Annotated in this window: 22 protein-coding genes and 1 pseudogene; 12 read left to right on the top strand and 11 right to left on the bottom strand. The window is 41.9% G+C overall.

The features are described 5' to 3' along the window. Nucleotides 1–9: 9 nt before the first annotated feature. Entirely contained in the window at nucleotides 10–1,962 is a 1,953-nt protein-coding gene (locus ICL16_RS35855; protein WP_190836355.1) for a DCC1-like thiol-disulfide oxidoreductase family protein, read from the bottom strand. 207 nt (nucleotides 1,963–2,169) lie between these two features. On the opposite strand from ICL16_RS35855, the gene ICL16_RS35860 reads away from it, so the two are divergent. The 4 genes from ICL16_RS35860 to cas6 all read left to right on the top strand — a co-directional run bounded on the left by ICL16_RS35860 (nucleotide 2,170) and on the right by cas6 (nucleotide 4,890). Then, nucleotides 2,170–2,778 carry a hypothetical protein gene (locus ICL16_RS35860; protein ID WP_190836356.1) on the top strand — a complete coding sequence of 203 codons (609 nt, stop codon included), beginning with the start codon at nucleotides 2,170–2,172 and terminating at the stop codon, nucleotides 2,776–2,778. Between the two features lie 72 nt (nucleotides 2,779–2,850). Continuing rightward, the gene (locus ICL16_RS35865) at nucleotides 2,851–3,252 is read left to right on the top strand and encodes a fasciclin domain-containing protein (protein ID WP_190836357.1); all 402 of its coding nucleotides are present in this window, start codon (nucleotides 2,851–2,853) and stop codon (nucleotides 3,250–3,252) included. Nucleotides 3,253–3,441: 189 nt separating this feature from the next. Then, nucleotides 3,442–3,774: a hypothetical protein gene (locus ICL16_RS46385; RefSeq protein ID WP_238361104.1), complete on the top strand. Its 333-nt coding sequence runs from the start codon at nucleotides 3,442–3,444 to the stop codon at nucleotides 3,772–3,774. 15 nt (nucleotides 3,775–3,789) lie between these two features. Continuing rightward, a complete protein-coding gene (gene cas6, locus ICL16_RS35880; RefSeq protein WP_190836360.1) occupies nucleotides 3,790–4,890 on the top strand; it encodes a CRISPR-associated endoribonuclease Cas6 in 1,101 nt (366 codons plus the stop codon). A gap of 16 nt (nucleotides 4,891–4,906) precedes the next feature. Here the strand turns inward: cas6 and ICL16_RS35885 are convergent, their stop codons facing one another. Beyond that, nucleotides 4,907–5,986 carry an HlyD family secretion protein gene (locus ICL16_RS35885; RefSeq protein ID WP_190836361.1) on the bottom strand — a complete coding sequence of 360 codons (1,080 nt, stop codon included), beginning with the start codon at nucleotides 5,984–5,986 and terminating at the stop codon, nucleotides 4,907–4,909. Between the two features lie 410 nt (nucleotides 5,987–6,396). Here ICL16_RS35885 and ICL16_RS35890 point away from each other — a divergent pair, with 410 nt between their 5' ends. Then, nucleotides 6,397–7,623 (top strand): glycosyltransferase family 2 protein, encoded by a 1,227-nt coding sequence (locus ICL16_RS35890; protein ID WP_190836362.1) that lies wholly within the window; start codon nucleotides 6,397–6,399, stop codon nucleotides 7,621–7,623. Here ICL16_RS35890 and ICL16_RS35895 read toward each other — a convergent pair. Next, entirely contained in the window at nucleotides 7,595–9,181 is a 1,587-nt protein-coding gene (locus ICL16_RS35895) for an FAD-dependent oxidoreductase (protein ID WP_190836363.1), read from the bottom strand. The genes ICL16_RS35890 and ICL16_RS35895 overlap by 29 nt on opposite strands. 252 nt (nucleotides 9,182–9,433) lie before the next feature. Between ICL16_RS35895 and ICL16_RS35900 the strand changes: the two genes are divergently transcribed. The 3 genes and pseudogenes from ICL16_RS35900 (at nucleotide 9,434) to ICL16_RS35910 (ending at nucleotide 11,586) form a co-directional block, all read left to right on the top strand. Then, nucleotides 9,434–10,606 carry a n-acyl-d-glucosamine 2-epimerase gene (locus tag ICL16_RS35900; protein WP_190836364.1) on the top strand — a complete coding sequence of 391 codons (1,173 nt, stop codon included), beginning with the start codon at nucleotides 9,434–9,436 and terminating at the stop codon, nucleotides 10,604–10,606. A 51-nt stretch (nucleotides 10,607–10,657) separates the two neighbouring features. Beyond that, nucleotides 10,658–10,870: pseudogene (locus ICL16_RS46390) on the top strand (DUF433 domain-containing protein); the annotation flags it as partial. 131 nt (nucleotides 10,871–11,001) lie between these two features. Then, nucleotides 11,002–11,586: a Uma2 family endonuclease gene (locus tag ICL16_RS35910; RefSeq protein ID WP_190836365.1), complete on the top strand. Its 585-nt coding sequence runs from the start codon at nucleotides 11,002–11,004 to the stop codon at nucleotides 11,584–11,586. A gap of 182 nt (nucleotides 11,587–11,768) precedes the next feature. Here the strand turns inward: ICL16_RS35910 and ICL16_RS35915 are convergent, their stop codons facing one another. The 5 genes from ICL16_RS35915 to carA all read right to left on the bottom strand — a co-directional run bounded on the left by ICL16_RS35915 (nucleotide 11,769) and on the right by carA (nucleotide 15,586). Next, on the bottom strand, nucleotides 11,769–12,071 hold the full coding sequence (locus tag ICL16_RS35915; RefSeq protein ID WP_190836366.1) for a DUF1816 domain-containing protein: 303 nt from the start codon (nucleotides 12,069–12,071) through the stop codon (nucleotides 11,769–11,771). A 122-nt stretch (nucleotides 12,072–12,193) separates the two neighbouring features. Next, nucleotides 12,194–13,135 (bottom strand): 23S rRNA (guanosine(2251)-2'-O)-methyltransferase RlmB, encoded by a 942-nt coding sequence (rlmB, locus tag ICL16_RS35920; RefSeq protein ID WP_190836367.1) that lies wholly within the window; start codon nucleotides 13,133–13,135, stop codon nucleotides 12,194–12,196. Nucleotides 13,136–13,229: 94 nt separating this feature from the next. Continuing rightward, the gene (locus tag ICL16_RS46395) at nucleotides 13,230–13,709 is read right to left on the bottom strand and encodes a ribonuclease III domain-containing protein (RefSeq protein ID WP_190836368.1); all 480 of its coding nucleotides are present in this window, start codon (nucleotides 13,707–13,709) and stop codon (nucleotides 13,230–13,232) included. A 208-nt stretch (nucleotides 13,710–13,917) separates the two neighbouring features. Beyond that, nucleotides 13,918–14,313: an STAS domain-containing protein gene (locus ICL16_RS35930; protein WP_190836402.1), complete on the bottom strand. Its 396-nt coding sequence runs from the start codon at nucleotides 14,311–14,313 to the stop codon at nucleotides 13,918–13,920. Between the two features lie 118 nt (nucleotides 14,314–14,431). After that, the gene (gene carA / locus ICL16_RS35935; protein WP_190836369.1) at nucleotides 14,432–15,586 is read right to left on the bottom strand and encodes a glutamine-hydrolyzing carbamoyl-phosphate synthase small subunit; all 1,155 of its coding nucleotides are present in this window, start codon (nucleotides 15,584–15,586) and stop codon (nucleotides 14,432–14,434) included. 229 nt (nucleotides 15,587–15,815) lie between these two features. On the opposite strand from carA, the gene ICL16_RS35940 reads away from it, so the two are divergent. The 3 genes from ICL16_RS35940 to ICL16_RS35950 all read left to right on the top strand — a co-directional run bounded on the left by ICL16_RS35940 (nucleotide 15,816) and on the right by ICL16_RS35950 (nucleotide 19,956). Further along, entirely contained in the window at nucleotides 15,816–16,811 is a 996-nt protein-coding gene (locus ICL16_RS35940) for a retropepsin-like aspartic protease family protein (protein ID WP_190836370.1), read from the top strand. Nucleotides 16,812–16,969: 158 nt separating this feature from the next. Beyond that, the gene (locus ICL16_RS35945; RefSeq protein WP_190836371.1) at nucleotides 16,970–18,253 is read left to right on the top strand and encodes a PAS domain-containing sensor histidine kinase; all 1,284 of its coding nucleotides are present in this window, start codon (nucleotides 16,970–16,972) and stop codon (nucleotides 18,251–18,253) included. Nucleotides 18,254–18,369: 116 nt separating this feature from the next. Continuing rightward, nucleotides 18,370–19,956 carry an alkaline phosphatase D family protein gene (locus ICL16_RS35950; RefSeq protein ID WP_190836372.1) on the top strand — a complete coding sequence of 529 codons (1,587 nt, stop codon included), beginning with the start codon at nucleotides 18,370–18,372 and terminating at the stop codon, nucleotides 19,954–19,956. 90 nt (nucleotides 19,957–20,046) lie between these two features. Here ICL16_RS35950 and ICL16_RS35955 read toward each other — a convergent pair whose 3' ends face one another. Together ICL16_RS35955 and ICL16_RS35960 are read right to left on the bottom strand one after the other, a co-directional pair. Beyond that, complete coding sequence (locus tag ICL16_RS35955) at nucleotides 20,047–21,552, bottom strand: TAXI family TRAP transporter solute-binding subunit (RefSeq protein WP_337907193.1); 1,506 nt, start codon at nucleotides 21,550–21,552, stop codon at nucleotides 20,047–20,049. A 133-nt stretch (nucleotides 21,553–21,685) separates the two neighbouring features. After that, nucleotides 21,686–22,468 (bottom strand): SDR family oxidoreductase, encoded by a 783-nt coding sequence (locus ICL16_RS35960; RefSeq protein ID WP_190836373.1) that lies wholly within the window; start codon nucleotides 22,466–22,468, stop codon nucleotides 21,686–21,688. Between the two features lie 260 nt (nucleotides 22,469–22,728). Between ICL16_RS35960 and ICL16_RS35965 the strand changes: the two genes are divergently transcribed. Continuing rightward, nucleotides 22,729–23,940 carry a PucR family transcriptional regulator gene (locus ICL16_RS35965; RefSeq protein WP_190836374.1) on the top strand — a complete coding sequence of 404 codons (1,212 nt, stop codon included), beginning with the start codon at nucleotides 22,729–22,731 and terminating at the stop codon, nucleotides 23,938–23,940. Nucleotides 23,941–23,975: 35 nt separating this feature from the next. On the opposite strand, the gene ICL16_RS35970 is transcribed toward ICL16_RS35965, so the two are convergent. After that, nucleotides 23,976–25,169, bottom strand: coding sequence for an FG-GAP repeat domain-containing protein (locus ICL16_RS35970; RefSeq protein WP_190836375.1), 1,194 nt, complete (start codon nucleotides 25,167–25,169; stop codon nucleotides 23,976–23,978). Nucleotides 25,170–25,198: the final 29 nt, after the last annotated feature.

A 25,198-nucleotide genomic window follows, 5' to 3' on the forward strand; every position in this document is an offset into this window, starting at 1 on the left:
TATCGGCTACTAATCTTTTTTGCTCTCAAAAATAAAACGATTGACTAAATTACCATACTTGGGATCATTAGGATGGGAACGGAAATCCCAGCGCCATTTCTGAATCTCAAATTGTGTTACCATTAAACTAGGGATTGTCTTACGATTGTAAGCAGTGGCACAAGAGTGGAGAAACTTTTCACAAAGTTGCACACCCTTTGGCTCAAAACAACGGGGAATTACCTCTCTGTATCTTCCATCAGCCATTGCACCAATAGCATTTTCTATTTGGAAGCGAGCACTATCCCCAGATTGACGATGTGCTAGCACTTTGTAGTATGTAATTATACCAGAAGTGTTGTTCTCAGCATACATTTGCCATGCACTAAATGGATAAAAGTCAATGCCAAACAACCAAATCAACATGAGAATGCTGAATAAGCCAGTAATTAGTCGAGAGTAACTGTCTAATTGCTGTACCTCAACGACAACATAACTGTCATTTTCCTCTGGCACTAAGGCGCAATTTGCATCACAACTCACTAACTTGAGACGATTACGAGCAACATAACCGTAAATTAACCTACCGAGAATGTCAACTCCGGGAAAAAATAGCAATGGCACAATCAGCCAAAATATCGGGAGCGCTAAAGCCATAACTCTATAGCCGTAAAAACCAGGGTATGGCTTTCCTTTATAGATGACGTACATCTGTTCATCTAATTCGGTTAACTTTAAGTTGAGTGAGCGATCGCGATTATACTGCGTCAAGTTTAATCCGCGAAAATTAACAAACTCCAGTCTATCAAACAAATCGAAACCGTCAAGCAGACGAATTACCCGACGGCAAAAAGGGCATAACCCATCGTAAAGAACTTCAATTGGCTGAGTGCGACGTGCAATTCTTCTCGCCACCCACATTCTCCATTTCGTGAAATCGAAGAATATCAACTGTAATGCAATCAAATCAAAGAATGGCACATTTTGGAGAAAAAATATGCCCGTGTGTAGCATCATGATGCCGAAAGGCAAAATCCGACGAGCGAAACTGGAAAATAAGACTAAAGGAAAAGATAATTCGCTTACCAGACCGAAAATACCAAATAATGCTACTAGTAAATCTGGTACATTAGTGAAGTACAGTGATAATCCCCAATCAAACTGCGTGGAATTAAGACCATCTGCATAGAGGGTGGCTCTGATATTAGTAGCATTCCACCACCAGAATCCGCCGATGCGCAGCTTACTCAAACCTGCTGCCAAATATACTTGAGCAACTACCACCCAACAAGCATATCTAGACCAACCATATAATAATGATGGGCGATTAGCAATGGGGGTGGTACCTTGATAGATTTTCCACAAGCGATCGCATGACCATCCATCTGCACATGGTAGACAACAAAGAACCACCATTAATACCAGTGGCACTAAACCTGTATGATAAAAGTGGTCATACTGACGAAGTATACCACCCAATATAAAAGTGCCGAAAGCACCTAAAGGTAGAACAAATCGAGTTCGCCAGCCTATCATTCCTAAAAAAACAAACACCACCGTCAGCCATTTGAGAAATTGTAGTCCAATCTCACTGCTGACTAATCGATCAAAACTGATGGGAAGGGCATAAAATAACTGTAACATTCCCATCGGTAGACGCATCTCTATGGGAAGTAGGGCGCTACTAGCATAATCTTCCCAAAGTGTTTGTGCAAGTACAATTCCACAAACAATTACTCTAATTACTCCCAAAGATTCAGGAGTAGCTTTGCCCACATATTTCCGAAACAGTGTTGGTTTGGTGATTACCCAGATAGTTAATCCCAATCCTAGCAAGGAAACCGGACCATACTGAATGAATAAATTCCAATACTGATTGCTACCATTAGAACCTTCAATAGTTGAAGCCACAACTAGCTGAGGTAAGGAAATTAATAGGCAGACGAAGAAAGCGATCGCACAAGTTTTGCAAAATCGACGCATTAATGTACATTTTGATTGGGGTATTGTGTTTTTCACCCCCGGTATAATATCACGGCGATCAATTGATTCATAATGAAAATCTCACCCTCTACGCCCTGACGCAAAAAGATCTTGGCGATGCGCCTTTGCGTCAGGATATAAATGGCTGTGAAGAAGTATAATTATAATCAATACCATTGTCTTCGCTTTTGTGCGATCGCCTAACTCATGAGTAGAGGCAGGATTCTCAATCCATCAGAGAGCTATACATTCAGCAAGTACGCCGAATTAGCCTACGATAGCGCCGATATCCTAGCTGAATTTGGTGTTGCTCTCAAAAATAACTCACTTCAACTCCCACAACAGTTGCCAATCGATCCTGAACCACTGAAAATAGAACTACAAGAAAATCTTACCTTGGTAGATCCTGCTTCAGAAATGGCTAGACGTGAAGCATTAATCTTTCCGATTCTCAAGACAGTTTGCAAATTTATTCAAGTACCACTCAAAATCGAATATCCTGTAAGAGTGAGTAATTGGCTCAAAGGCAGTTTTGATTATTTCATTCCTACTGGGCAAAATTTATTAGTGATTGAAGCGAAAAATGCCGATTTATCAAGAGGTTTTACCCAGTTAGCTGTAGAATTAATTGCCCTAGATCAATGGACTGACTCAACAGTTCCCATGCTCTATGGTACTGTGACAACAGGGGATACCTGGAAATTTGGCATTTTTGAGCGCCAAGAAAAAGTAGTTCACAAAGATATTAACACATACGCCGTTCCCAGCGATCTTAATGTAGTGCTTTCTACTCTATTTGGTATTAGTTTGAGCTAGATGGACAATTTGCTCTACTAACCTGTCGCTTCGTTGCTAAAATATAACGTTGTGCGCACTCCATACACCCAAATGGCTGATATAGTTGATATTGCAGTAAGTGCAGATTCATTCCAAACTCTAGTGACAGCTGTAAAAGCGGCGGGGTTAGTAGATACATTAAAAAGTCCTGGTCCTTTTACGGTGTTTGCACCTAATGATGACGCTTTTGCTAAACTACCACCAGGGACTATACAAACTTTAGTACAAAACATTCCCCAATTAACCAGAATTTTAAAATACCATGTTGTTTCTGGAAAACTAACAAAAGCTGATTTAGCGAAAGTTAATAGTGTGACTTCTGTAGAAGGTTCAGAGATTAGAATAGATTGTTCTGATGGGTTTGAAGTTAAAAATGCCACAGTTTTAGCAGCAGACATTGAAGCAGATAACGGCGTAATTCACGTTATAGATACAGTAATTTTGATGGGATAATGAGTATACAGGAGAATTACATTGCCGTAGAGACGCCCCGGTGGGGCGTCTCCACCATCAGATGGAAACTATAATAAAAAATGTTAAGTTATACAAAAATAATTCAAGTAACACCACAAATAATGTTGCATTTTTGCAAAAATTCATCCACCGTTTTATATTAGAGTGGACAACATTGCCAAAATATTAATGCTTGACTTCAACAGCATAGCCGAATTCTCCCGTGCCAACTGCGTCAGCATTTGTGCATTTCTCGTACCAGCAAACTTGTGTACCACAATAGTAACGATGATTTTTGCGGCACTGCGTCGCCCCCTACCACAAATCTGGCTTCCTGCAGCAATTGCCAGCTTTTTTGCTTCAATCATGATACTCCACGTCTACACCTGGTTCATGATTGGCGTAGTCATGGCTCCCACGTACATCCTCATGTGGCTGGCAATCTCCTGTCTGCTGACAAACATCGCCGCGATTTTGTTTAGGAGTTACGACATCAAGCTTCCCCAAATTCGACGAGCTTAAAAAGGGCATGGGGTAATGCCCAGGAAAACGCAACACAAGCAACAAACATCTCTCAATTGGTCAGATAATACAGAATTAGTAGGGTTAGTATTTGAACTGTCACCCCAAGAGAACGCCTATGTTTACCCACAGTATACCATAGGCTTACACGCTTGGTTCCTTGACCAAGTGCGATCGCATAATTCCGAACTCTCTGCGTATCTCCATAATGGTGAATCAGAAAAGCCTTTCACCATCTCCAGCTTAGAAGGAGCGTTATCAAGCACAGGCAAACAGTTACAATTACAAAGTGACCAAACATATCTTTGGTATGTAACTGTACTTTCTCAACGAGTGGTGCAGTGGTTGGCGTCATGGGTACAACAATTACCAGATGTGCTGGAGTTGCGTAACGCACCATTAAAAATTAAAAGTTGTCAAATCGCCTTACCCCCCACCACCTACTTAGACTTATTCCATCACTCACCCAAATCATCCACCTTAACTCTCAGCTTTCTCACCCCAACAAGTTTTCGTCGCAAAGGGCATCACCTACCTTTACCCATACCTGTTAATGTTTTCCACAGCTATTTGCGTCGGTGGAATGACTTTTCGGGAAAAGAATATAACTTTGAAGAGTTTTTAGAGTGGGTGGATGAAGGAGTAATTATTCATCGTCACCAACTAGAATCACTGAAAGTGGCGGCTGGGAAGAAAGGTTCAGTAACTGGGTTTACGGGTGCAATTGAGTATGGTTTATCTCAAGCTGCCCAGGAAAATGTAGAATTTACGCAATTATTTTATAGTTTAGGTGAATTAGCTCCTTACTGTGGCACTGGACATAAAACAACTTTTGGTTTGGGGCAAACTCGTTTGGGTTGGATAGGGAAAACAGAGCCAGTAGCCAATTCTGTAGAAAATGTACTCGCCCAACGTATTTCGGAATTGACATCCTTATTAATGTCTGAACAAAAACGCACAGGTGGAAGTCGTGCCCAGTCTGTTTGTGAGACAAGGGCGACAATTTTGGCAAGGCGTGAAATGGGAGAATCGTTACTGGCGATCGCTCAAGATTTAGAAATGCCCTATGAAACCGTCAAGACTTATGCTAAACTAGCTCGTCGTGCGCTCACTTAATTCCCACTAGTTTTGATTATTTCGTCTGTACTGTTGCCACTGCTGACATTCCCGGAGTTAGTCTAGTTTCATAACCTTTAATACTTTGAGGCTCTAACAAAATCTTGACGGGAATTCTTTGCACGCCTTCATTATTCTTAACTTGATTACCCGCAGCATTTTCTTGTGGTAAAGGGGAAACTTTGCCAAAAGAAGTCGGAGCCATACTATCTACCTTGCCTTGAAACTTCTGATTGGGGAAGGCAGGGATTTTAATTGATACTTTTTGCCCTGGCTGAATTTTTTCTAACTGAGTTTCTCTAAAGTTGGCAACAATCCAAGGATTTGGTTGCACTACTGTAATTAGAGTCTGCCCTGGTTGTACCCGTTGTCCTACCGTAACATTTTTGCTCCCGACTTTTCCAGGTACTAATGCAGTAACGTTAGCGTAAGATAATTGTAGCTCAGCCGCTTTGACTTCTGCTTGCTTTTGCGCAACAGCCGCTAAAGCTGTTTTGTACTGTTGCTGATTAATTTGTGTTTGTTGGTTAATAGTTGGTGGCTGTACTATTCTTGGTTTGATTGCTGCTGGTTTTCCAGAAGCATTTTTAGTGACGGGAGTGGGAATTGGTGCAGGTGCAGGAATACTAGTTGCTGCTTGCAAGTTTTCTCGTGCTAGGGCTGCTTGCTGCTTGGCTAATTCTAGTGATGCTTTTGCTTGATTCAAAACTGCTTGATATTCACCGGGATCTATCTTGACCAACAGCATTCCCGGAGATACCATTTGATTATCACTAACTGCCACAGAGGTAACTACCCCCGCGACACGGGAAGTAACGCTGTAAGTATCTGCGGCGACGTAAGCGTAATCTGTTTGAGGATATTGTTGAGCATACTGCAACCAACGATAGGCGTAAACTCCCGATGCGATCGCACCTGCTCCCAAAAACACTCCTAATACTACCAGAGGTTGGAACCGCCGACGCGTTCTTTCTGGTTTATTAATATCTCTTTGTAATTCTGTGGGAGTGGTTGCTGTCGGCTCCATAAGTGAAGTTTTTTGTTCTGACAATTCAGCAACGCTTTGGGTTTGTTGTGAAGAATTTAAGTGTTCCATTAGTAACCGTTCTTACAATTTATAAATAGTCGTACTCTAAGCACAGCAGCAATACATTTATTTTCTTGTCTTTAAGATTGATGCTTTTGGTGTCAAAACTGTTCCCCGTACACCTAAGCGGCATTTCTCAACGGTTTGTTGCACCTTTTTCTCCTTTGCGTTTGCTGCTTTACTCCTGTACAAAAAAGGTTGCCACCGTTAATAATACTACAATCTGCTCCCGCGTCGAAGCTCAACATATAACTTAGCTAAAATTTCTCAATTAATCTCTTGGTAGAGTTTTAATTATCACTAAGTCTTTCCGTTGGCGGATTAAAATTAAGTGACTTCATACACATAATTTATATAAAGAAATTTAAATATTTTAATTTTGGCATGAATAGGTGTCTGTTTTCGGTGGAGACGGAAAAATGGTTTATGTGGAAAGTGAGCGTTTGCTAACAGTCGCTGACTTGGAAGCTATATTAATAAATAGGGACTTATCCCAACTAGTGCCGACACCACCTTCACCTCAGTGTGAAGTCTGCGTTATTGTACCAGTGCGCAATGAAGCAGAAACAATTGAAGCTACTCTTACTGCCCTGGCAAATCAAATAGACTTAAAAGGAAATCGGTTAGATCCGACACGCTACGAAATTATCGTGCTTGCAAATAATTGTAGCGATAATACAGCGGCGATCGCCAATCGTTTTGCGCAACAACATCCAGACTTAGCACTGCATGTAGTTGAGAAAACACTTCCTCCAGCAGAAGCTTACATTGGTAGAGTAAGACAGATTTTGATGGATGAAGCATATCGTCGTCTCAATAGTTTAGCACATAAACAAGGAATTATTGCTTCCACCGATGGTGACTCGCAAGTTAGTCCAACCTGGATTGCCGCTATTATGTATGAAATTAGCTGCGGCGCTGATGCTGTAGGAGGAAGAATTCTCACCGAAACTACTGAGCTTACTGCACTACACCCCTACGCCAGAGCTTGTCATCTGCGAGAGGTTGGCTATCGTTATTTAATTGCCGAACTAGAATCATACCTCGATCCCGATCCTTACGATCCCTTTCCCCGCCACTACCAACACTACGGAGCAAGCCTAGCAGTAACAAGCCAAATGTATGCCTTAGCTGGAGGATTACCAGCCGTGCGCACACCTGAAGATGTAGCATTTTACCAAGCACTATTGCGAGTAAATGCCCGTTTTCGTCATAGTCCCTTAGTAAAGGTAGTAACTTCTGCAAGACAAACTGGGCGCACCGACATTGGCTTAGCAAACCAGTTAAATGAGTGGACTTCAATGGGAAAACAGAAGCAAACCTTTTTGGTAGAGTCAGCAGATGCAATTGAAACTCGCTTGCTTTGTCGTCACCAACTACGGAAACTCTGGGAGCGTATTTTAAACGGCTATCAGCACTCTCTTGCCGACATTATAATTATAGCAAACACTTTGGGTGTGTCAAGCAAATGGCTGCGTCAAGAACTAACCCAACCCCAAACCTTTGGGCAGTTGTTTGAACGAGTTGAACAACGCTCAATAGAAGAAGGAATTTGGACGCAGCGTTGGCACTCGGTAGATATTCAAACTGCAATTGTAGATTTACGCTTACGTATTTCTAGTTTGCGGTTACCTCCAACAACTTAACTAAATCAAAATTACCCTGACGCAAAACATCTGGATGTGGCATTTGATTCAAGCGCATCAATTCGGTAATTGCTGCTGTTTGAGTATCTCGTTGGCTGGATGCTGCTGCTAAGACTTGGTTGTCTTTAATGTAAAAGATAATGAAGGAGCGATCGCTCAATTTACCATCGATAATAATTTCATCCCACTCTTGAGTATGTCCGACATAGCGTAAGGGAAACTTGAACTGCATTGTCCAAAATACAGGTACAGTTCTAAATTTAGTGGGTTTGCCTACCATATTATATGCGGCAATGCGTCCTTGTTGTGCGGCAACGCGCCAGTGTTCGATGCGCATTGTCTCTCCTGTGCGCCAGTCAGGAAAGCTGGCGATGTCACCTGCTGCATACAATCCATCTGCAGCACAAAGGTATTCATCTACTGGCACGCTTTTGTCTTTGGTTAAGGTGATGCCTGAGATAAATTCGGTAGCAGGTTGTACGCCAATCCCGACGACAACCATATCAGCTTTGAGATTTATGCCGTTATCTAAAATTACTGCTTCTACTTTGCCATTACCTTGCAACTTGGTAATTTTGCCTGTTTGGAAGGATACGCCATTTTCTTGATGAACTTTTTGAAATATTTGTCCCAGTTCTTCGCCTAAAATTTTCTTGAATGGTATATCAGGTGAAACTACTGTTACTTTTACACCAAGTTGGGTTAAACCGGAAGCTATTTCCATCCCAATAAAACTTGAGCCAACCACTACAGCTTGCTGGGATTGTTCTGCTGCTGCTAGAATGTGATCGCTATCTGCAAAGCTGCGTAAGGTAAAGACGTTTGGCAAAGTTGCCCCTTCAACATCTAGTTGTCGTGGTTTACCACCTGTGGCTAGCAGCAGTGCATCGTAATTTATCGTGTCACCGTCGGCAAAGGTGATAGTTTTTGTCCCGCTATCAACTTTTACTGCTTGTTTATTTAACAGTACTTCAATATTGTGGTCTTTGTAGAACTGACTGGATCTGAGTGGTACTTGTTCTTTGGCAACTTGACCGATAAAATAGTCTTTGCTCAACCAAGTGCGATCATATGGTAGTTGCTCATCACTTGTCACCATCATAACTCGCCCTTGGTAGCCTGCAGTTCTCAAAGTTTCTGCTGCATGAGCACCTGCCGCACCCGCTCCCAAAATTACAAAAGTGCGTCCATCAGCACTACTATTATATTGTGCCATGACTGGCGTTCTGGTATCAGACGCTAATTCTTTTACGCTGACAATAACATCTTCACCTTCTACCCTGACTTGATAACAAGGTAAAGAATCTAAACCTGGTGGTTCTAGTTGGTCACCTGTGATGATATTAAAATAAGCATTGTGCCAAGGACAAACTACATGCTCTCCACTCAGCACTCCTTCTACCAACGGTGCTTGATAGTGGGTACAGTATGCTCCAACCGCGTGAAACGTACCATTCACACGCATCAGCAGTACGTCTTTATCACCAACAGTAACCTGCCGCTTTTCACCATCTTGCAAATCATTAACTTTAGCGACGACTGCTTCAATCAGTTGCATACAGTTTCTTTACCAGTACAACATGGTTTCCACAGTAAGCTGCAAATATCAATACTTTCCTCACTCACAAGACAGAAATTAAATCTCTTGCCAAAGTCGCTGATATGATAATTAACCACAGATAAACACAGATAAACACCGATAAATTATCTGTGTTTATCTGTGTGCATCTGTGGTTCCCAATATTTAGTCCATCCACAGCAAGGCGATAATTGACGCTATTGATTTTGGCATATTCATGGGAGGAAATTTATGCAACACGATTTTAAAGCACTAGCTGAACTTTACAAAAACGCGCTCCTGAACGACGTACTGCCATTTTGGGAAAAACACTCCCTCGACTGGGAGCTTGGCGGTTATTTTACCTGCTTAGATCGCACTGGTAAAGTTTACGACACAGACAAATTCATCTGGTTGCAAAACCGCCAAGTGTGGACTTTTTCCATGCTTTATAACCAATTAGAAAAACGCGAAAACTGGTTGACAATTGCTCAACTTGGTGCTACATTCCTATCCCAACATGGTAGAGATGCTGAAGGCAACTGGTACTTTGCACTCACCCGTGAAGGAAAGCCACTGGTTCAACCTTACAACATCTTTTCTGATTGCTTTGCTGCAATGGCATTTAGTCAATACGCTCTTGCTTCTGGTGAAGATTGGGCAAAGGATGTGGCAATGCAAGCTTACAACAACGTTTTGCGTCGTAAGGATAACCCGAAGGGGAATTATAACAAGACTTATCCAGGCACACGTCCAATGAAAGCTTTGGCAGTACCGATGATTTTAGCCAATTTAACTCTGGAAATGGAGTGGCTGTTGCCCAAGGAAACATTGGAAAACGTACTTGCTGCAACCGTCAGTGAAGTGATGACGGATTTTTTCGATCAACAACAGGGGTTGATGTATGAAAATGTTGCTCCCGATGGTTCTCACGTTGATTGTTTTGAGGGAAGGTTAATTAATCCAGGTCACGGGATCGAAGCAATGTGGTTTATCATGGACATTGCCCGGAGGAACAACGATACCAAAACTATTAACCAAGCTGTTGATGTGGTACTAAATATCTTGAATTTTGCTTGGGATAGCGAGTACGGTGGGTTGTATTATTTTATGGATGCAAACGGTTATCCTCCACAGCAACTGGAATGGGATCAAAAGCTTTGGTGGGTACATTTAGAATCTTTGGTTGCATTGGCAATGGGCTTACGCCTGACGGGACGCGAGGCTTGTTGGGATTGGTATCAAAAAGTACATGAATATGCTTGGTCACACTTTAGCGATCAAAAGCACGGTGAGTGGTTTGGCTATCTCAATCGCCGTGGGGAAGTACTGTTAAACCTCAAAGGTGGCAAATGGAAAGGCTGCTTTCACGTACCCCGTGCATTATACCTCTGTTGGCAACAGTTTGAGGCACAGATTGTGTAGTTCCCTAACCTCCAACTATCATAAACATAAATCTTGCATAAGTACCGATACATGAATTACGACAAAATTATTACGATTGAACCAGGTAAACGCAGTGGTAAGCCGTGCATTCGAGGAATGCGAATCACAGTTTCCGACATCTTAGAATATCTTGCGGGTGGGATGACACCAGAAGAGATTTTGGAAGATTTTTCTGAACTCACGGACGAAGATATCAAAGCTTGTCTTGCTTTTGCCGCAGATCGTGAGAAAAAATTATTTGTGGCATCCCTGTCAGATGAGGATATTGATTACTCTGACATCCCACCATTGACGGACGAGTTCTTTGAAAAAGCAACACTGCGAATTCCTGTAACGCAAGCTAAAGTGAAAACAGATTTATCTGATGGATGTCCATGATTGCTATACCAAAGCGATTTACTGTAAACGAGTATCATCGGTTGATTGAACTCGGATTTATAACAGAAGGCGATCGCATTGAATTGATTCGCGGAGAACTGATTCAAATGACTGCAAAGGGAACGCCGCATACAGTTTGTAGTTCCATTCTATGCCGCCAACTCGATCAGCTATTAGGTGAAAGCGCTGTTATTCGTGGACAAGATCCCATCACCCTTCCCAATCAAAGTGAGCCTGAGCCAGATGTAGTAATTGCACGAGGAAAAGATGAGGACTATCTCGCTCATCATCCTTATCCTGAAGATATTTTGTTAGTGATCGAAATTTCGGACAAAACGCTAGATTACGATCAAACAACAAAGCTATGTTTGTATGCGGAAGCAGGAATTTCCAATTACTGGATTGTGAATTTGCCGGAGCGTCAACTTGAGCGTTACAACCAACCGTATCAAAATGCTCAGAAGAAGTTTAGCTATCTGGGCAAGCAGATTTCTTTATCTAACCAATCAGTGCCAATTCCTGGTTTTGAAGATACCTTACTAGACTTAAACCGACTTTTTCCCAAAAGTGACGCTGAATGATTTTCCTATCAAAACCCAGCCCATACCCTAGCTTCATAATTACGAATTACGAATTACGAATTGAAATAACGCCCCTCCAAAGAAAAAATTCGGAGGAGGGGGTAGATGCGGATCGCTAATGACCTGTTAAAAGCGACATTACATAAATACGGACATTTGTCAACCTATTAGCCTTGAAGTAATTACATCTGACCGCTAAAGACAGGCCTTACTTTGCGGTCAATCCGTTCCCCCAAGTCGTCAGCAATAGTCAAAGCTTGGGGTTTGCAGCGCTTGACATTAATCACAATGCCCTGTGCTCCTTCCTGTTCCAAGTCTTCCACATAGCCTTTAATTGCGCCTTTGGCATCCACTTCACTGAGAAATGGTCCAAAGTAGTATGTGCAACGGGGATTTTGTGTTATAATCTCAACCCACCAAGCCAAACCAAAATTGTGAAAAGTATTAATCAACAATTCCTTCAGGTTATTCCAAATGCTTTTCATGGATTTCACCAATTTCTAAATGTGGTACAGCGTGTTAAAGGGCGTGTTACTGATTTTGTATGATTTACATTTCTTTATACTCTTTTACGCTAATTTTTTCAAAGCATTTCTTAGCAATTTCTTTAAGTTAAATGTAAAGTGTTTGTCCAACGTTGGCGATAAATTTCATACAACGCCATTCCCGTTGCTACTGAAGCATTAAAGCTGGGTGTTTTACCCTGTAACGGAATTGACACTAAAACATCGCAGGAGCGTTGTGTCAGCATACTGATCCCTTCGCCTTCAGAACCGACTACCAAAACCATAGCACCAGTAAAATTTACCGTGTGCAAAGGTAAACTTCCATCAGTAGCTGTACCGTATATCCAGAAGCCTTCTTCTTTAAGTTCTTCTAAAGCACGGTGTAAATTGACAACTCTAGCTACGGGAAAATTTTCTAAAGCACCTGCGGCAACTTTCATCACTGTAGAAGTAATGCCAGTTGCTCGACGTTGAGGAATTACCAATCCTTGAGCGCCAATCGCCTCTGCTGTACGAATAATTGCGCCTAAGTTGTGGGGATCTGTGATCCCATCAGCAGCGATAATGACAGGATCGCTATGTTTTTTTGCTCTGGTAATTAACTCAGGCAAATCAATATAGGAGTATGGTGCTATTTGCGCGGCGACACCTTGGTGGTTAGCAAGGGAGGTAAGTTGATCTAAGCGCTTGGGATCTACTTCATCAATAATCGTGCCGTTTTCTTTTGCTTGTAAAATCAGGGAGTGAAATCGGGGATCGTAGCGTAGGCGGGAAGTAATCCAGATGCGATTGAGATCGCGCTGATTTTCTAGTGCACTTAACACCGGATATCTACCATAGATTAAATCCGTCTCTTCTGCTGGTTTTCGCTCTATCCTGGGATGAGGCGAACGATTTTGCTTTTGTGATAATGATGGTGCAGCATCGCCATCTTTCCGTCTAGGATGACGGATGGGACTCAGGACGCGATCGCCCTTTATTTTCAGCGGTTGTCTGCTACTCTTTTCACCGTCGAGCTTGATTTTTCTGGTTTTATTAGTCATGGGTTTTTTGGGTACCAAAATTTAAGGCATCCTTTGTTAATTTTATTTACTCAAATTGCATTAAAGAATGAATGCTTGTATTCAGGTTAGTACGCTACTTTTCTAACCGTAGTTTTTGCAACAATTCCTTTAAACGCCGACAATCAGTGAGATACAGATAGCCGATTAAAGTTTCTAAACTAGATGCTTGTTGATAAATCTCGCCTTCAAGCCGATGCCGGCGTCCACCTGCGGCGTTGCGTCCCCGTCGAACTATTTCTAACTCGCTACTAACTAAATGGGGACTGAGATCACGCATAATTTTCGCTTGCGTTTCTGCCCTCACCTGCGACACAACTAAACTATGATAAGTGTCTGGTCGCTTGGGTGGAAATAGATAAAACATTCTGACGTACAGTTCGTATACTGCATCCCCCAGGTAGGCTAAAGCAGTAGGAGAAATTTGCTGTAGTTGTGACTGAGAAATATGAACAGACAACGAATCTGTGGTTGCTTCTATCTTTTGATTCCAGTATGAATCTTGGTTTAAAGCTTGCTCAGATTCATGTTCTAACTCATCCTCCTTGGATTTCACAAGTTCATCATTCCTCGTATGCTACATATAGGGATCAGTCTTGGTGCGATTGTCTTAATGCCAACCTACTCATGACTCTTAAAAAAGTCATTTCCCATTTTACCTTTTTCTTTGGAAATTGGCACATGTAAAACGGTAATCTCATAAAAATTTAGCTATCCAGATTTGAGTTGGATAGCTATTTTTTGCTCACGCCCTCAAGCCTAGATTACTGAACGTTTTCTAGAGCCGCATCAACCGAAGTTTGCAAAGAGAGAAACTTCTCCAAGCGCACAAGCTTGACTGTTTGAGTAACGCGAGCGTTGGTGACAATTTGCAAAGTTCCTTCTGCGGTTTGCGCTTGCTTAGCTAACTGCACTAACGCACCCAAACCAGAGCTATCCACAAAGTCGATATTAGAGAGATCCAGAATAATGTGCTTTGGTCCCTCGTCGATCTTGCTTCCTAGTACTTTGCGAAATGTCGGCTCTGAAAAGGCATCTAATAAACCTGTGAGGCGGAATAGCTGGCAGTTATCCCGCACTTCTCGAGTGCCTCTCAGGCTAACGGTTAAATTCAATGGCTCAGCAATAATTCCCTCCTCATAGTTATGGTGAACGCTCAAGTATAGATAATTTTGGTGTATTTTGTCTACAACCGCATGGAAGGATCGCTCAAAGGCGGAGCTATGCAGGGGAGTCGGGGGGTAGAGGAGAAAATATCTCCCAAACTCACAAACTCCCTCACTCCCTTTGTCCACTTTGACGCTCAGTTCTCATGGCTTGAACAAACTGCTCAAACAGGTAATCAGCGTCGTGGGGTCCAGGACTAGCCTCTGGGTGATATTGTACAGAAAACACAGGCAGGGACTTGTGACGTACCCCAGCTACTGTGCGATCGTTTAAGTTGAGGTGGCTAATTTCTACAATACTAGCTGGTATTGATTCTGCGTCAATGGCAAAACCGTGATTTTGGCTCGTAATCTCTATTTTTTGTTGTAAACCAGCTGGTTGATTTAAACCACGATGACCAAATTTGAGCTTAAAAGTTTCTGCTCCCAGTGCATGTCCCAATATTTGGTGTCCCATACAAATGCCAAACATGGGTTTTTCTGCTAAAAGCAGCGCTTTGGTAGTTTCAATTCCTTTTGTTACAGTAGCTGGATCGCCAGGTCCATTGGAAAGAAAGATTCCATCTGGATTGAGCGCCAAAATTTCTTCGGGTTTAGTATCTGCTGGCACAACTATGACGCGACAACCATGACTTGCTAATCGGCGCAAAATGTTGCGTTTTACACCAAAATCAATGGCTACCACTGTGAATTCTGGTTCAGTACGCTTGTTTGTGTTAAATTCCCAATTTGGCTCTGTAGGATGAAACCATTCATAAACGGTTGGGGTAGTTACTTCGCCAACTAAATTTAATCCACTCATACTAGGAGCTGCTTGAACAAGCTCTAGTAACTCAGCTTCATCAAGAATGGTTGTAGAAATGCCACCGTTCATTGCTCCATGAGAACGGAGTTTCCGGGTGAGCGATCGCGTATCTATCCCATATATACCCGGTATTTCGTGCTGTCTGAGGTAGTCTGATAAGGTTTGTGTTGTGCGCCAGTTGCTTGGGCGAGTACAAATATTTCTGGCGATCGCTCCCTTGACTTGGGGTCTTTCTGATTCCTCATCTTCTGGATTGACGCCAGTATTCCCCAACTCAGGATAAGTAAAAATCACTATCTGACCACAGTAACTGGGATCTGTCAGCACTTCTTGATATCCAGTCATTCCAGTGTTAAATACCACTTCTCCAATGGTTGTTCCCGTGGCACCAAAAGACCAACCTCGATAACTAGTTCCATCTTCTAGAACTAACAGAGCTGGGATTGCGTCAACAACAGGCATAAGTTTTGCATTGTAACAATATTCAGTTCTTGAGATCTGGCAATTGGGAATTGTCTTTTCTCATTATGCACTCTACTGTGAAAACTAATTATGCCATGAGTTAGTTGTCGGCGTGAGATCAGCGGTAAAGTTAATTAAAAATTTAGCAAAAATCTCACCAATCTTTAATCAAGTTTGAATAGAGATGGCTTTATCTGCTGGAAAAAGAAGAGTAATATAATAAGTAATTATGCTAAATTCCTATCTATCCCGTGTACCGCTAATTGTTCTATCAACTACGGTCGCTATTTTTACTGTTGCCTGTAATCAAGAAAAACAGATTACAGCCACTGTTACTCATCAACAGTCTACACCAGTAGCAACAACCTCTAACTCAGCTAGTCCCACACCTGAGGCAACACCACAGTTAGATATTGATCCAAGTTCTTATGAAAATGGCTTAGATAAAGCAGCAGGGGCAGTTAGTATCAGCAAATCAGCTTATTCGACAGAAGATTGGCAATTAGTAGTCAGCCAGTATCAAAATGCGATCGCATTTATGAAACAGGTAAAAGCTGACAATATTTACTTTGCCAACGCGCAAAAAAAAATCAAAGAATACCAACGCCAAATTAAGTATGCCAAACGTCAAGCTACTCGTCTAGTTAAGGTCACACCACCACAAGAACTAGAACCAGTGGTAGTAGCAGTTCCCCAACCATCTCCAACCATTGCCCCATCCGTACAACCAAAAGTAGATTGTAATGATATTACTCAAAGAACCAACAACCGTCAATGTCCTTCATTATTAGCAAAAAGAAAACAGTCAGTACCAATACCTGTACCTCCACCAGAGTTTCTCACTCAGCAACCACAAGTATTTACAGTTCCCATTAAACGACGTGTTGGTGGTACACCAATTATCGAAGTTACCTTCAATGGGATCGAACGCTTCGAGATGATTGTGGATACGGGAGCTAGTGGTACAGTCATTACTCAAGAAATGGCAAGTATTTTGGCTGTTACTCCCGTGGGCAAAGCCAAGGCAAACACAGCTAGCTCTAAAGCAGTGGAATTTCAAATCGGTTATGTCAATTCTGTGGAAGTCGGTGGACTAACGGTGAATCAACTAGCAGTGGCGATCGCCGGAGCAGAACTAGACACAGGCTTGCTCGGACACGACTTTTTTGGTAAATATGACATTACCATCAAGCGTGACGTTGTAGAATTTCGTCCCCAATCCTAGTAATTTCAGTATTTTTACTCTAGTTTTTATGAGCTAAAAAAACTACTAAAGTATGGTGGATAATGCTTACCAAAACCCATTGGAGGTGGGCTGAATACACTAACATCAAATTGTTTAGCTGTAAAAATTAGATCTTAAAGCAATTGCTAGGTGAAACAATGCAACAAAGCGAGGAGTTTTTTCAAATATCGTTAGAAATGCTTTGTATAGCCGATGGCGATGGTTACTTCCAGCAACTGAACCCAGCTTGGGAAGAAACTCTGGGATGGAGTTTATCAGAACTCAAAGCTTCACCCTTCATTGAATTTGTTCATCCAGATGATCGCCTTGACACCCTTGCTGAAGTCCAAAAAATGTCAGTTGGTGCTGACTCCATTTCTTTTACAAACCGTTACCGCTGTAAAGACGGTTCCTATAAATGGTTATTATGGAAATCGAAAACAGTACTCAATAAAAATTTAATTTATGCTGTAGCTCGTGATATCAGTGATCTCAAACAAACACAAGAAACTTTACATCAAACAGCACAAACTGCGACAAAGCAAGCACAACAATTAGAAGAAATTATCCGCGAACTCAAAGAAACTCAATCTCAACTCATTCAAACTGAAAAGATGTCTTCTTTAGGGCAGTTAGTTGCAGGTATTGCTCATGAAATTAATAATCCAGTTAATTTTATCCACGGAAATATCACTCACGCCAGTGAATATACTCAAGATTTACTGCGTCTGCTTCAACTTTATCAGCAGCACCATTCTACAACTGTACCAGAAATTGAACAAGAAATCGAGGCGATCGATTTGGAGTTTGTTAGTCAAGATTTGCCTAAACTCTTGAATTCTATGAAGATGGGAACTGAACGCATTCGTCAGATTGTCCTATCTTTACGCAACTTCTCTCGCCTAGATGAAGCTGAAATGAAGGCAGTTGATATTCATGAAGGCATTGACAACACTTTACTGTTGTTACAGCAGCAACTCAAAGCTAAACCAGGACATCCAGAAATTCAGGTAATTAAAGAGTACGGTAACTTGCCACTAGTTGAGTGTTACGCTGGACAGCTAAATCAAGTTTTTATGAATTTGTTGACTAATGCAATTGATGCGCTCAAAGAATCACTAGTCATTGATCATTTGTCATTAAATTTTCAACAAAGTATAAATGATCATCCCCAGATTATTATTCGCACTTCAGTAAAAAACAATGATGTGATTATTCGCATCGCTGATAATGGTCCTGGTATAAAAGAAGAAGTACAAAAACACCTATTCGATCCCTTCTTCACTACAAAACCAATAGGTAAAGGCACTGGTATGGGATTATCTATTAGTTACAAAATTGTTGTAGAAAAACATCAAGGAAAATTGTATTGCATTTCAGTACCTGGACAAGGATCTGAGTTTGTGGTAAGTATTCCACTGCAACAAAATATTGGTACTTAGTTTTAACGTTACCTTAATGCCTATTTGATCATACATTGGTAAATTTTTATTGCGTAGTTGAGCAAGCTGGATTTGGATTAAATGCCAACTGCGTCAACATTTCAATAGGGGTGTTTATGAACACACATTTTGATCGCTTGCTATTAAAGAAGTGCAACCGACGGAATATCTTGCTGGGTGCAGGATTCTTTACAGGTTTAGCCGTTGCTAGCCAATGGCGTTCAGTATTAGCACAACCAAAGTTTTCCGCCTATCCATTCAGTCTTGGTGTCACTTCTGGCGATCCGCTTCCAGATAGTGTCATATTATGGACAAGACTAGCGCCCGATCCACTTAATGGCGGTGGAATGCCATCAGAGAATGTGCCAGTACAATGGCAAGTTGCTCTAGATGAGAAAATGAGCAAAGTGGTGTTGCGCGGGGAAGTCATGGCAACGCCTGAATTGGGACACTCTGTACACGTGAATGTCGGCGGATTACAGCCTGAGCGATGGTACTGGTATCAATTTAAAGTAGGTAATGAAACGAGCCCAATTGGGCGTACTCGCACAGCACCGGCATCAGGAAAATTAGCCAAACAGTTCCGCTTTGCTTTTGCCTCATGCCAAAACTACGAGCAAGGCTACTTTGCTGCATACAAACGCATGGCAGAAGAAGATCTCGACCTTGTTGTTCACCTCGGTGATTATATCTACGAAGGGGCAGCACAAGCTAATCAAATTAGGCAGCATAACGGACCAGAACCAGTTACTCTCGAAGAGTACCGCAATCGCTATGCTTTATACAAGAGTGACTCAGATTTACAAGCAGTACATGCTGCTTTCCCTTGGATTGTAACTTGGGACGATCACGAAGTTGATAATAACTGGGCGGCTGACATTCCTCAAGATCCACAACTACAATCACGGGAACAGTTCTTGGCACGGCGTGCGGCTGCCTTCCAAGCTTACTATGAAAACATGCCTCTGCGTGAATCTTCCATACCTAGAGGCTCTAGCTTACAGCTATATCGGCGTCTTCGTTTCGGAAATCTGGTAGAATTCAATGTGTTAGATACTAGGCAGTATCGCACTGACCAACCTTGTGATGATGGTATCAAGCCACGCTGCCCAGAAGCTCTTGATCCCAGTGCTACTTTAACTGGTTCTGAACAAGAAAATTGGCTATTTAGGGGTTTAGATCGTTCTCGTGCAGTATGGAATGTCATCGCTCAGCAAGTTGTGTTTGCTCAGCACGATTGGACTGCAGGTGAAGATTCAGCTTTCAATGTTGATGCTTGGGATGGTTATGTAGCAAATCGATCGCGCATCCTCAATTTCCTCGCTCGACGCAAGCCATCGAACCCAGTTGTACTTACTGGTGATACCCATTCTAACTGGGTAAATGACCTGAAAGCTGACTTTAACCAGCCAAATTCTGCTACTGTAGGCACGGAATTTGTCGGGACGTCGATTACCTCTAATTTTACAGCGAGCGATCGCATTGAAGCTGCCTTACCAGAAAGCCCCTGGGTGAAGTACTTCAACGGTAGACAGCGCGGCTATGTTGTCTGCGACTTGAACCCACAGCGATGGCGTACTGACTACCGACTACTAGCTCCATCACCACCAACTGGGGCAACAGTCAGCGATCCTAACGCACCAATTACTACCACCGTCTCCTTCGAGCTACCAAATCGCGGCGTCGTGCAACGAGTATCTTAAGATACCCGACTTCTTAAAAAAGTCGGGTATCTCAGTTTTCCCCTCGTTCCCAGTCTCCGACTGGGAATGCCTACTTAGAGGCTCCGCCTCTTAAGTGGGGCGATGATCGCTTTTTGGCATGAGTGTCATGAGGGATATAAGAGTGAGTTCCATGAGTTCGGCGTATGCTTCTATGTCAATTTGATCTGATAGCAGCATTTCTCGGTATCGCTGTTTGATTTGACTGAGCTTTTGTAAGGCAGTTTCTGGATCTTGTTGCAATGTTGCTTGCCAATCATCTAGTAGTAGGAGGGTATCCATGACAAATTTTTTGCGTTGTTGTTCGAGGATTTTACGGCATTGATCGGCAAAGGTTTGTGTTTTTTGGCGTATTTGCTCGTATACTTCTGTTGTTACGGCTCCGTCTATGAACATGAGTCGATGTTCTTGACTTAAGTCTTCGATTCCTGTTAATGCTTGTTGTGCATGATCTGGTAGTAACCATCGCAGTTCGCTGATTCTGTTGGCGGTTGTCGTCAATACTTTTTTTGATCTTTGTCTACGCCACTGTTGCAATAGTAATCCGACAAAACTAGTTGTCCCGAAGATGAAAACTCCTGCTTGTAAGTCGTTGTTTTGTTCCCAGTAGTGAATGAGTCCCGCACGGGGATCGCCTTTTTCAAAAACTTGTTCTGCTGCTGGGTGAATATAGAATAGTCCTTTTCGTAAAAGTAATGCCGCGTCTTGGTTTTGTAGTTCTGGATAAAATTGAGAATAGGTACGGGCAGTAGAGAGAATTGACCAAGTGACCAACCCAACTTTATACTGATTCATGTTGGGACGAGTGACTAAAACGGTTGCAGTGGAGAGAGTTGGTACTTCTTGCTCTGGAATGGGTGGGCGCGACATGTAGGTTCCAGTAGGTAGGGTGGCTGATTGGTAGGAACCGGGATCGAGTACAGTTAAGTTGTTCACTAATGCAGTTTGGATTGGAAGCAGCGTCAAACTGGGGTTTTGCATAAATTGTTCCCGCAGCTTTTTACTTGCACCCAGACTTCCTACATAGATAACTGCATCTACTTGCTGATTTAGCAGTTTGTTGAATGCTTGATCAAAATCAGAAGTATCCTGTTGAATGTTTAAGTTATCTGCTTTAATTAACTGGTTAGCAGTGTAGTTCATTCCACTACCACTAGTGCCAACAGCAACTCGCTTAGATTGAAGATCGGCAAAGGTTTTTAAGCTAGAATCTTTGGGTACAATGACGTGAACATATTCGTTTGCCAATGTTGCAACTGCTTGGACTTTTCCTTGGCGCATTGCTTGATTTGCAACATCTAACTGTACGATCGCGAAATCTACCTTGCCCTCAAGTAGGCGTTCAAGGTTTTGCTGGGAACCGAGTGACTCAATATTGCGCACCGAGAGTCTCACCGTGGTGCTAGTATTACCTATCTGATCTCCCAAACGGTTATAGTATCCATCCGCGATACCACTGGATAGGGTAACGGTATTTTGGTTATTACTGCAACTGCCTAAAATAAATAACAAAATTCCTGCTGCTACAACTAACAGAAGGAAACGGTTTTTGGGTGAAGGAAATGGTAGACTACCCACACGATTGAAATAATTTTTACAGCAGATAATCTATGCTATCAAATTTAGAGGGTGGCGATCATTATGTAGAGACGTTCCGGCGGAACGTCTCTACAAACATTGGTTGTGTACGTTTAATTTCTGGGGCGGTAGATTACGCTTTGAGCAAAGACTCCGCGCCATCAATCCAAACTTCTGTACCAGTGATGTGGCTGGAAGCGTCTGATGCTAGAAATAGCACTAATTGTGCTACTTGTTCTGATGATCCTGGTTTGCCGTCGGTTAAGGGAATTTTTCCTTCAGGAAACTCCACTGGTTCTTGAACGTGTTCTAAATCCCGTTTTTGTGTATTTTCATCTATATTTGTCTCAATTGCACCAGGACAAATTACATTCACACGAATTCGGTTTTTAGCAAGTTCCAAAGCAACCATTTTTGTGAAAGCTACTTGTGCCGCTTTTGAGCAAGAATAAGCAGTCGCACCAGTATTACTAAATATACGTGTGCCATTAACTGAGGAAGTAATAATCACAGAACCACCTTGCTTTTTTAAGTAAGGCACAGCATATTTAACTGTGAGAAATGTTCCTTTCAGATTAACGTTGATTGTTTTATCCCACTCTTGGGGTGTCAATTCATCAATCGGTGCCCATACACCATTAATGCCAGCGTTGGCAAAGACGATATCTAAGCGTCCCCATTTATCTATAATTTGCTCTACTGCTTGTTGCATTTCTTCTGGCACAGATATATCAGCTACCACTGGTATTGCTTCACCATTATCACTTTGAATTTGCGCAACGGTTTCCTCTAATTCTTCTTTTGTGCGTCCTAGTGCGCCAATTTTAGCACCTTCTTTAGCGAACAGCTTTGCAGTTGCCTTGGCAATTCCTGAACCTGCTCCGGTTATTAGTGCTACTTTACCTGAGAGTTGCATAAATGTTTTTACATGACTATACTGCTAGCTGTTTTACATAAAGCTAAGCAAATAAACATACCGCTACTGGCAGAATATTTTTATCCGTTAAATTATGTAAATAATGAGTAGTATAAATACATTTTTTTCTGACTCAAAATATTTCTTTAGCTCAGTATTTAAACGACTCGGCTATACCGTAAGAGTGATGACTTATGCACGAAATGTCTTTCATACTGCATTCGATAAGTCAGCAATAGCGAACCATTGGATACTAATAGATGACAGTGTTAACTACTACTGTACAATTTGAGCGAGTTGCCAAAATAGTTGCAGAACGAATGGCACAGCTGTTGTGTGCTACGGTTTTTGTAATCGATCAAAATTGGATAATTGTTGCTAGCAGCAACCCCAAGTTACTAGGACTTTCCTTCAACCGTGTCAGTAAAAAACTTACCCTTGACTACTTAGAAGTACAATTAACTTTTGATACACAAATGGGAAAAGTAATTATTGGCAAACCAAACAATGGCGAGGAAATTTCTCCGCGTTTAGCACAGGTAATTGTAGAGTTAGTAGTTAATCAGACAGCGATGATTGATGAGTTGCCGAATCAACATCAGTTAAAGAATAAGTTTATCTACGATTTACTTCACGGTTTGATTGAGGATGAGGCAACTGTTCTACGCCATAGCAAGCTTTTGGGTTTGGATTTAACACCTCCCCGTGCGGTGATTTTAATTGATGCTGCTGATTACATTTTAGGTAATAGTGTTTCCAATAGTAACGTACAAAGCAAAAACGACTCTGTGTCTTCTCTAGAAACACAAGCACGACGTAGGGCTACTTTGGTGATTGGTAGCGTTGTGAGCTTTTTTCATCTGCCTAATGATACAATTTGTGCTTATCTGGGTGATGGTGAAGTTGCGGTTCTGAAGGCGAGTGACACAAAAAACTTAGGTTACTGGGCAAATTGTGGTGATGTACCAGAATGCAGTTCCTCTTGGGCAAATCTAACAGCACTAAAACGGGCAGCTTTTGAGTTAATGAGGGGATTAGGTCGTGATACTGGTGCTTCAATTAGCGTTGGAATTGGTCGGTATCACCCAGGAATTAAGGGACTTGCTTCATCATACCAAGATGCACGGGCAGCTTTGTCTCTGGGTTGCCGCTTTGGCGATCGCAACCAAGTACATTGTTTAGATCAATTGGGAATTGCTGCTTTTATTGGTGTTTCTGATGAACAGACAAAAATTGAATTAGCCACGTATCTACTCAGTCCCCTCAACCACGAGCCGGAATTGCTGACAACCTTAGATACTTTCTTTGCCCAAGACTGCTGCCCATCTTCCACCGCCAGTAAGTTATTAATTCATCGCAACACTCTGAGTTACCGATTAGATAAAATTACCTCACTCACTGGACTCGATCCTCGTTGCTTTGATGATGCAGTGCAAATTCGTTTAGCATTGCTGCTGCGTAAATTGCGTTAAAGCACAACGAGTTTTCGAGATATCACCACAAATCTTTAGAAAACATTCCACTCTAGAGGAACAGTATCAACAAAAGCTCCACTGGCGGTAGTACGATCCATTAACCAAACAGCGTTCTCACCTGTTTGAGTATTGCGCCAGAAGATATCGCTTTTACCATCTTTATTGAAATCACCAACTGTCGGTTTCCAAGCGATGTCAGTTGCAGGTAGAAAAGCAGCAGTATCAACTTCTGTGCCATCCATCAACCAGGCAGTGTTTTCACCAGTATTTTCATTGTGCCAGAAGATATCAGTTTTGCCATCAGCGTTAAAATCACCAATGCTAGATTTCCAAGATGAGTCAACTTTTACCAAAGACTCCTTACTAATGAAAAGACCATTCATCAACCAAATAGAAGTTTCACTGGTTTCAGGATTACGCCAGAAAAGATCAGTTCTGCCATCGCCGTTAAAATCACCTGTGCTATAGTCCCAAGCTGGTTCAACTGTTGCTAGAGAATACTCTGATGATTTTGTTCCATTCATATACCAAACGGCGTTTTCCCCAGTAGTTTTGTTGTGCCAAAAGATATCACTGTTGCCATCACCGTTAAAATCAACAACACTATGATTCCAGGCTAAATTATAGTTAGATAAAAAAGCCGCAGTAGTAATAGTTGTGCCATTGATCAGCCAAGTAGCATTGTCACCTGTTTGAGTATTGCGCCAGAAGATATCGCTTTTACCATCACTGTTAAAGTCAGCGACATTAAAAGTCCAATTTGAATCAATGTTCTGTAAAGAAGTCTCAGAAACAATATTTGTGCCATTCATTAGCCAAATGAGGTTATCACCTGTTGTCTGATTACGCCAGAAAATATCTGTTTTATTATCGCCATTGAAATCAGCATAAGCAAAGTTCCAAGACGAGTCCATTTGTTTGAGGAAAGCGCCAGTTGGTTTTGTCCCATCCATCAACCAAACGGCGGTTTCACCTGTTTGAGCATTACGCCATAATTTATCTGTGTTACCGTCAGCGTTGAAATCAGCAATAACTGCTGGATTATTCAATCTTGGATTAGGGTTTTTTGTCGCTTGAACAGATCCCATCAATGATTCTTCTACAGGTTGCGCAGAATGCCCCATCCCATAAGTATTTAAATCAATGATGTCTGTCAGACTAGTGGATAATAATGGAGATTGTAAGCCACTTGAATTTGTACTTAAGGTATTTTCAGATGCCAACATAATGTTCTTTTGCTTTGGTATTTATACAT

It is taken from the genome of Iningainema tapete BLCC-T55, assembly GCF_014698965.1.
Lineage (GTDB): Bacteria > Cyanobacteriota > Cyanobacteriia > Cyanobacteriales > Nostocaceae > Iningainema > Iningainema tapete.

Coding starts and splice junctions, on each gene's coding strand:
- ICL16_RS35915 (WP_190836366.1), bottom strand. CDS start 12,071: ATGAAAAGCATTTGGAATAACCTGAAGGAATTGTTGATTAATACTTTT.
- ICL16_RS35960 (WP_190836373.1), bottom strand. CDS start 22,468: ATGCAACTCTCAGGTAAAGTAGCACTAATAACCGGAGCAGGTTCAGGA.
- ICL16_RS35970 (WP_190836375.1), bottom strand. CDS start 25,169: ATGTTGGCATCTGAAAATACCTTAAGTACAAATTCAAGTGGCTTACAA.
- ICL16_RS35890 (WP_190836362.1), top strand. CDS start 6,397: ATGGTTTATGTGGAAAGTGAGCGTTTGCTAACAGTCGCTGACTTGGAA.
- ICL16_RS35865 (WP_190836357.1), top strand. CDS start 2,851: ATGGCTGATATAGTTGATATTGCAGTAAGTGCAGATTCATTCCAAACT.
- ICL16_RS35940 (WP_190836370.1), top strand. CDS start 15,816: ATGCTAAATTCCTATCTATCCCGTGTACCGCTAATTGTTCTATCAACT.
- ICL16_RS46385 (WP_238361104.1), top strand. CDS start 3,442: ATGCTTGACTTCAACAGCATAGCCGAATTCTCCCGTGCCAACTGCGTC.
- carA (WP_190836369.1), bottom strand. CDS start 15,586: ATGCCTGTTGTTGACGCAATCCCAGCTCTGTTAGTTCTAGAAGATGGA.
- ICL16_RS35885 (WP_190836361.1), bottom strand. CDS start 5,986: ATGGAACACTTAAATTCTTCACAACAAACCCAAAGCGTTGCTGAATTG.
- rlmB (WP_190836367.1), bottom strand. CDS start 13,135: ATGACTAATAAAACCAGAAAAATCAAGCTCGACGGTGAAAAGAGTAGC.
- ICL16_RS35860 (WP_190836356.1), top strand. CDS start 2,170: ATGAGTAGAGGCAGGATTCTCAATCCATCAGAGAGCTATACATTCAGC.
- ICL16_RS35910 (WP_190836365.1), top strand. CDS start 11,002: ATGATTGCTATACCAAAGCGATTTACTGTAAACGAGTATCATCGGTTG.
- ICL16_RS35895 (WP_190836363.1), bottom strand. CDS start 9,181: ATGCAACTGATTGAAGCAGTCGTCGCTAAAGTTAATGATTTGCAAGAT.
- cas6 (WP_190836360.1), top strand. CDS start 3,790: ATGCCCAGGAAAACGCAACACAAGCAACAAACATCTCTCAATTGGTCA.
- ICL16_RS35945 (WP_190836371.1), top strand. CDS start 16,970: ATGCAACAAAGCGAGGAGTTTTTTCAAATATCGTTAGAAATGCTTTGT.
- ICL16_RS35900 (WP_190836364.1), top strand. CDS start 9,434: ATGCAACACGATTTTAAAGCACTAGCTGAACTTTACAAAAACGCGCTC.
- ICL16_RS35950 (WP_190836372.1), top strand. CDS start 18,370: ATGAACACACATTTTGATCGCTTGCTATTAAAGAAGTGCAACCGACGG.
- ICL16_RS35965 (WP_190836374.1), top strand. CDS start 22,729: ATGACAGTGTTAACTACTACTGTACAATTTGAGCGAGTTGCCAAAATA.
- ICL16_RS35855 (WP_190836355.1), bottom strand. CDS start 1,962: ATGCGTCGATTTTGCAAAACTTGTGCGATCGCTTTCTTCGTCTGCCTA.